The sequence below is a fragment of the Pseudomonas sp. AP42 genome, from assembly GCF_001728935.1.
GTDB lineage: Bacteria > Pseudomonadota > Gammaproteobacteria > Pseudomonadales > Pseudomonadaceae > Aquipseudomonas > Aquipseudomonas lactis.
Genome location: NZ_LYSO01000185.1, coordinates 1 through 6,962, shown reverse-complemented (window position 1 = coordinate 6,962; position 6,962 = coordinate 1). Strand labels below are relative to the sequence as shown.

Genomic DNA, 6,962 nt, shown 5'->3' with positions numbered 1-6,962 from the left:
ACACAGTTTGATCGTGGGGCATCAGGTAGATAGGCGTCGGCTGCTCCCACAGTTGATCTGCAGTGCCTGCTCGAGCGCCTGCCTGCACTTAATGATTACGACGCGGCACCTTCCATTCACGATGGGGAAATTTGTACAGATAGTTCAGGTTATCCATATCGAACCGGCCATCCTCCTTGCCGGGGCCACCGAAGAAGCTGATGCCGATATCCAGCTTGCGTAGCAATTTTGGCCGTGTGAGTAACTCCTTGGCCGCATGGTGTGCCTCTGGTGAAAATGTCCTGTCGGTGGCAACCAGGCCGGCGGCTTCTTTCAACTCATTGAAGTTCACATAGCTGTCTGTCGCCCCTGCGGCGAATTCGCGGAAGTGGTCGCGGATCAGCCCTATCAGTTGTCGGTCAGTCACGCTTGCGTACGGGCGCGTGTCGGGGACGCTGGCCTGGGTCTCAGCGCTTCGTGCCTGACGATAGCTAGCTTGGTTTGAGCGACTGTCAGCATCCGGTTGCTCGGGTAGAGCGGTGAAAGCGCTAGTGGAAGGTGGCTTTATTGAAAATGTCATGCTGGGCCTCTGATTCATTCAGGGATTGATTGAAAAATCCACCTTGTGGGTGGTCGTCACTCAACCTGCCGTTCCATTTATCACCGCCCGCTCGACATGCATTGTTAAAGGCCAGCAATCCATATCCCTTTAACTTGCAGGACGTTTCCTAGACAATCCTTTGGCCTTGCGCCTGCTCATTTCGCTGGCTAGCCTTCGCTTCGTCGCTGCCTATCAGCGATCGGGTGTGAGATCCCGTTATTAGCAGGCGCAATGCGCTACAACCGTCAATGGCGGCTGTGTGCGGGCAGACTTCGGTCTGGCCGGGTCCTGTTTTCCGGTATCTCACCCCGCACATAGCTGCCACCTTTTGACGTGTGAGATCGGCAAAAGAATGGCTCCCCACCCAAGCAGGAGCTTTATCCATGAGCAAACTCATACCCGACCCACCCTTCCCAATTTTCGTCGCCCACGAAGACCTGAGTTTCGAAGACGCCATCGCCAGCATCTCCTCGCTACTGCGCTGCGCCGCCACCACCGCCACCGAAACCGCCGAGGGCCTCAAAGGCACCCAGCGCGACATGGCCTGTTCCACCGCTCACCTGATCGACATGGCCCGCACCCTCGCCGACCGTGCGCTGGATTGCCTGCAGCCCAACCCCACTAACGCCCCATAACCCCCGTGTAGGAGCGAGCTTGCTCGCGAAAAACTCACAGGCGCCGCGTTTATCCAGAAAGCCCGCGTTATCGTTGACGTTTTTCGCGAGCAAGCTCGCTCCTACAAATAACCATCGCGTCGGCCATGAGTCCACGCGCACTTTTACAGGTAAACTCCCCTCCTTTTCATCTTCTCCACGGAGTTCGCCTTGCGTCTGTTTCATACCTCCGACTGGCACTTGGGCCAAAACCTCCACGGCCAGGAACGCGACTTCGAACACGCCTGTTTCCTTGAATGGCTGCTGGGCCAACTCAAGGCCCAGCGCCCGGATGTGCTGTTGATCGCCGGCGATATCTTCGACACGGTCAACCCGCCGCTCAAGGCCCAGGAGCGCTTGTATGACTTCATCATCAGCGCTCACGAACAACAGCCGACACTGACCATTGTGATGATTGCCGGTAACCATGACTCCGGCTCACGCATCGAATTGCCTGCGCCCCTGATGCGCCGCCTGCGCACCCATGCCCTGGGCCGGGTGCTGTGGCTGGATGACGGGCAACTGGACGCCGAGCGCCTGCTGATCCCGCTGCCCAATGCCAAAGGCAAGATCGCCGCCTGGTGCCTGGCACTGCCCTTCCTGCGCCCAGCGGAAGTCACCGGCGCGCAGCTAGGCGATGATTACCTGCGCGGCATCGGCCAAGTGCATGAATGGCTGATCGCAGCCGCCAATGCCAAGCGCAACAAAGGCCAGGCATTGATAGCCATCAGCCATGCGCACATGGCCGGTGGGTCGGTGTCCGAAGACTCCGAACGCAGCCTGATCATCGGTAATGCCGAGGCGCTGCCCGCCACACTGTTCGACCGAAGCGTGGCGTATGTGGCCCTCGGCCATTTGCACAAGCCGCAAAAGGTCAATGGCGAGGAGCGCATTCGCTACAGCGGCTCGCCTATACCCTTGTCCTTCTCCGAAATCGGCTACAAGCACCAGATTCTCGACGTGACGTTCCAGGGCGAAAGGCTGGTGGGCTGCGAACCGATCCTGATCCCCCGCTCCGTCAACCTGCAACGCCTGGACGCCGCGCCCCTGGCCGATATCCTCAAGCAACTCGGTGAGTTGCCCGACATCGACCTGCTCGCTGAAACCCAGCGCCACCCTTGGCTGGAAGTGCGCGTGCGCCTCGACGAGCCGCAACCAGACCTGCGTCAACAGATCGAAACCGCGTTGCAAGGCAAGGCCGTGCGCCTGGTGCGTATCGCCGCCGAGTACGCCGGCACGCGCGGCAGCGCAGAGGCAGACGATGCGCAACTGATCGAACTCGACCAACTCACGCCCCAGGAATTGTTCAGCCGCGCCTGGCAGGACAGCTACGGCAGTGAGGTGGATGAACAGACCTTGAAGGACTTCGCCGTGCTGCTCCAGGAAGTGCAACAGGAGGGCGAACAGCCATGAAGATCCTCGCCATCCGCTTGAAAAACCTCGCCTCCCTGGCGGGCCCGTTCGAAATCGACTTTACCGCCGAGCCGTTGGCCAGCGCGGGTCTGTTCGCCATCACCGGGCCAACTGGCGCAGGGAAAAGCACCCTGCTCGATGCGTTGTGCCTGGCGCTGTTTGGCGCGGTGCCGCGCCTGGGTGATACCGGCCAGGCCAAAATGCCGGATGCCGACACGGATATTTCCATCGGCGACCCGCGCACCCTGATTCGACGCGGCACTGGCGGCGGCTATGCCGAGGTGGATTTTGTCGGTGTCAGTGGCCGTCGCTACCGTGCGCGCTGGGAAGCCAACCGCGCCCGCGACAAAGCCAGCGGCAAGCTGCAGAACAGCCGGCAAAGCCTGATCGACCTGGACAGCGACCAACTGCTGGCCAGCCAGAAAACCGAGTACAAGACCCAGCTGGAATTGGCCCTGGGCCTGAACTTCGAGCAGTTCACCCGTGCGGTGCTGCTGGCGCAAAGCGAGTTCAGCGCCTTCCTCAAGGCCAATGACAATGAGCGCAGCGAACTGCTGGAAAAGCTCACCGACACCGCGCTCTACACCCAGCTCGGCCGCCGCGCGTTCGATAAGGCCAAAGAGGCCAAGGACGCCCACAAACAGCTGCAGGACCAAGCCACCGGCGTGGTACCCCTGGCACCCGAAGCCCGCGCCGAGCTGGACCAACAGCTGGCCGAAGCTCAGCAACAGCTCAAGACCCAACAAGCCCAGCTCAAGCAGTTGGAGTTGCAGCACACCTGGCTCAAGGAGTTGCGTGAATGGCAGGAGCGCCATCAACACGCAGTGGAGCAACTGCAACGCGACGAAGCAACCTGGGCGAGCCAAGGCCAGCAACGCCAGGACCTGAACCTGCTGGAGCAGTTGGCACCGCAACGCCATCACTTCCTGCGCCAGGCAGAACTCGCCACCTTGCTGACGCCCCTGGCGGCACAGATTGCCCAGCACCTGGAGCAACAGACCGCCCTGCACACCCGCCAGGAACAGGCGCAACACCAGCAAGTGGCCGCCCAGGCAGCACTGGCTGAGGCCCTGAAAAACCAGGCCGACGCCGCGCCCCTGCTGCGCCAGGCCATCGAAGAGCAAAACACCCTCGCCCACGTGAGCCGCGAACTGGCCAAGCGCAGCGAGGAAAAACACCAGCACGAAAGCGCCTGCACCGAAGGCCAGGCCCTGCTCGACGGTTTGCAACACACGCAGGCCCAAGGCACCGAGCGCCTGCAACGCCTAACCACCGAGCTTGAGCACAGCGCCGCCCTCGCGCCGCTGAGCGATGCCTGGAACGCCTACCGTGACCGCCTGCAACAGCTGGTGTTGATCGGCAATCGCCTCAACCAAGGCCAGGCCGAGCTGGGGCAGCTCGAACAGCGCGCCAGCGCCGCCACCGAACAGTTCACCCAACAGCGCGAAGCCCTGGAACTGCTCTACCACGAGGCCGGTGCCGAACCGCACGCGGTGGCCGAACAAATCCAGTTACTGGCCAGCCTGCTGCAAGACAATCGCAAGCAACAGCGCGCCTTCGAAGACCTGGCCCGCCTGTGGGACAGCCAGCAACAGCTGGATCAACAGGCCGCTGCGCTCACGCAAAAGCTTGCCGAGGCCGCGCAAAAACGCGAACAACTGAACCAGACCGGCCTGCAAACCAAGGCCGAACTCACCGTCGCCGAACAAACCCTGGCGGTGACCAAGCAACTGCTGGAACGCCAACGCCTGGCCCGCAGTGCCAGCGTCGAGGAATTACGCGAGCAGTTGCAGGATGACCAACCCTGCCCGGTGTGCGGCAGCCACGAACACCCCTATCACCAGCCCGAGGCTCTGCTGCATAGCCTGGGCCGCCATGATGAAAGTGAAGAGGCGGCGGCGCAGAAAGCCGTCGACAGCCTCAAGGAAAAACTCACTGAATTGCGCGGTGAAGTGGGCGGCCTGATCGCTCAGCAGAAAGAGTTTCTGCAACAGCAGGAGCAGTTGGCCATGCAGCAGCAGGGGTTGGCACCGACCCTGCAAGCCCATCCGCTGTGCGCCTCGCTGTTCAACCAGGACGTCGACAAGCGCAGCCCTTGGCTGGCCCAGCAACTGGCCCAATTGACTCAAAGCATCAGCCAGGACGAACAACGCCAGGGCGCCCTGCTCAACCTGCAACAGAACGCCGGGCGCTTGCAGCAACAATTGCAAGCCGCCCAGGACGCCAGCCAGCAAGCCCGGCAATTGCTGGTGGATCAACAGCGGCAATTGGCCGGCGACCGCGAACGCCTGGAGACGGAACTCAGCGCCTTCGCCAGCCTGTTGCCCGCCGATACGCTGGAGGGTTTGCGCAGCGCGCCTGCGGCAACCTTCATGCAGCTCGACCAACAGGTCAGCCAGCGCCTTGAGCAATTGGGCCATCAACGCGACGAGCAGGCCGAGCAGCAGGAGCGCCAACAGGCCATCGAGAAACAACACACCCACCAGCAGCATCGTCAGCAGCAACTCGATGCCTTGAATCTGCAAGTCGCCGAGCTGGCCGACCAGCAACACGCCGTCCAGGAAAAACTCCGCGCCTTGCTAGGGGACCACCCCAGCGCCGAACACTGGCAACAGCAACTGGAGCAAGCCGTCACCCAGTCCCGCCAAAGCGAGACCGACGCCAACCAGGAACTGCACGCCGTGCACACGGCCCTGGTACAACTGGCCGCCGACCTCAACGCCCAGCAGCAACGCCAGCAGGCATTGGAGGCGGAACAGCAAGCCCTTGCGACCCGCATCAGCGAATGGCGCGCCCTGCACCCCGAACTGGATGATCAGGGCCTGGCACGCCTGTTGGCCTTTGATGAGCCCCAGGTCGCGCAGTTACGCCAGCACCTGCACAGCAGCGAAAAGGCCGTGGAGCAAGCCAAGGTTCTGCTGCACGAGCGCGAACAGCGCCTGGCCGAACACCAGGCCCTGCACAATGGCAACCTGGAGGCCGAGCAACTGGACGCCACCCTGGCAACGCTTAACCAGCAACTGCTCGAAGGTGAGAAACACTGCGCCGAACTGCGCGCACGCCAGTCCGAAGACCAGCGCCGCCAGAATGCCAACCAGGCCCTGGCCGAACAGATTGCCAAGGCTTACGAGCAGTGGCAGCGCTGGGCCCGCCTGAATGCGTTGATCGGCTCGGCCACCGGCGACACCTTCCGCAAGATCGCCCAGGCCTACAACCTCGACTTGCTGGTGCACCACGCCAACGTGCAACTGCGCCAACTGGTGCGCCGCTACCGGCTTAAACGCGGCGGCAGCATGCTCGGGCTGTTGGTCATGGACACAGAAATGGGCGATGAACTGCGCTCGGTGCACTCGCTGTCCGGTGGCGAAACCTTCCTGGTGTCGTTGGCACTGGCGTTGGGGCTGGCGTCGATGGCGTCGAGCACCTTGAAGATCGAGTCGCTGTTTATCGACGAAGGCTTCGGCAGCCTCGATCCCGAGTCATTGCAACTGGCGATGGACGCCCTGGACGGCTTACAGGCCCAGGGCCGCAAGGTGGCGGTGATCTCCCACGTACAGGAAATGCATGAACGCATCCCGGTGCAGATCCAGGTCCAGCGCCAGGGCAATGGCCTGAGCACGTTGGAGGTCAAGTGAGCGAAGCGCTGCTGTATTCGTTCCGGCGCTGCCCCTATGCAATGCGAGCGCGGCTGGCGCTGCGCTACTCCGGCGTGGCGGTGCGCATTATCGAAGTCAGCCTGAAAGCCAAGCCGGCCGAGATGCTGGCGCTGTCGCCCAAGGGCACGGTGCCGGTGCTGAGCGTCGGAGGCCGCGTAATCGAGGAAAGCCTGCAGATCATGCAGTGGGCACTGACGCAGCACGATCCCGATGATTGGCTGCTGCAAGGTGCCCCTGGGGTGCTGGCGTTGATTGCCGAGAATGATCAGGTGTTCAAGCATCATTTGAATCGATACAAGTACGCCGAACGCTACCCGGAGCAATCGATGGAGCATTATCGGGCCGAGGGTGAGGTGTTCTTGCGCAAGCTGGAAGATTTGCTGGCGAACCGTGAGTATCTGCTCGCCGACCACCTGAGCCTGGCAGATGCGGCACTGATGCCGTTTGTACGCCAGTTTGCCCATGTGGATCGGGAGTGGTTTGCGAGCACGCCGTATGGGCGTTTGCAGGCCTGGCTGCAACGGTTTCTGGATTCACCGTTGTTTATGGCGGTGATGGCAAAACCCTGAGGCCCACTTGTAAGTTATAGCAGCCGACGGTAATCACGATGCGAAGCGAGCCGCTTTTGCTCTGCTTTTGCTCTTGATCTTAGGCGCCCCA

5 protein-coding genes are annotated in these 6,962 nt (G+C 61.8%); 4 read left to right on the top strand and 1 reads right to left on the bottom strand.

The annotated features are described in order from the left end of the window. Nucleotides 1-88 precede the first annotated feature (88 nt). Complete coding sequence (locus A7K61_RS33275; protein WP_171905510.1) at nucleotides 89-559, bottom strand: hypothetical protein; 471 nt, start codon at nucleotides 557-559, stop codon at nucleotides 89-91. 404 nt (nucleotides 560-963) lie between these two features. Here A7K61_RS33275 and A7K61_RS30050 point away from each other — a divergent pair, with 404 nt between their 5' ends. From A7K61_RS30050 to A7K61_RS30035, 4 genes are all read left to right on the top strand, one after another. Then, nucleotides 964-1,215, top strand: a complete 252-nt coding sequence (locus A7K61_RS30050; RefSeq protein ID WP_069558983.1) for a DUF6124 family protein — start codon at nucleotides 964-966, stop codon at nucleotides 1,213-1,215. Between the two features lie 189 nt (nucleotides 1,216-1,404). Then, nucleotides 1,405-2,646 (top strand): exonuclease SbcCD subunit D C-terminal domain-containing protein, encoded by a 1,242-nt coding sequence (locus A7K61_RS30045; RefSeq protein WP_047710693.1) that lies wholly within the window; start codon nucleotides 1,405-1,407, stop codon nucleotides 2,644-2,646. Next, complete coding sequence (locus A7K61_RS30040; RefSeq protein ID WP_069558982.1) at nucleotides 2,643-6,281, top strand: AAA family ATPase; 3,639 nt, start codon at nucleotides 2,643-2,645, stop codon at nucleotides 6,279-6,281. Before A7K61_RS30045 ends, A7K61_RS30040 begins: the two co-directional genes overlap by 4 nt. Continuing rightward, nucleotides 6,278-6,871 (top strand): glutathione S-transferase, encoded by a 594-nt coding sequence (locus tag A7K61_RS30035; protein WP_047710691.1) that lies wholly within the window; start codon nucleotides 6,278-6,280, stop codon nucleotides 6,869-6,871. The genes A7K61_RS30040 and A7K61_RS30035 overlap by 4 nt, the downstream gene beginning before the upstream one ends. Nucleotides 6,872-6,962 lie beyond the last annotated feature (91 nt).

What these genes read in the sequence shown, in the direction of transcription:
- A7K61_RS33275 (WP_171905510.1), bottom strand. Translation starts at nt 559, where the DNA reads ATGACATTTTCAATAAAGCCACCTTCCACTAGCGCTTTCACCGCTCTA.
- A7K61_RS30050 (WP_069558983.1), top strand. Translation starts at nt 964, where the DNA reads ATGAGCAAACTCATACCCGACCCACCCTTCCCAATTTTCGTCGCCCAC.
- A7K61_RS30040 (WP_069558982.1), top strand. Translation starts at nt 2,643, where the DNA reads ATGAAGATCCTCGCCATCCGCTTGAAAAACCTCGCCTCCCTGGCGGGC.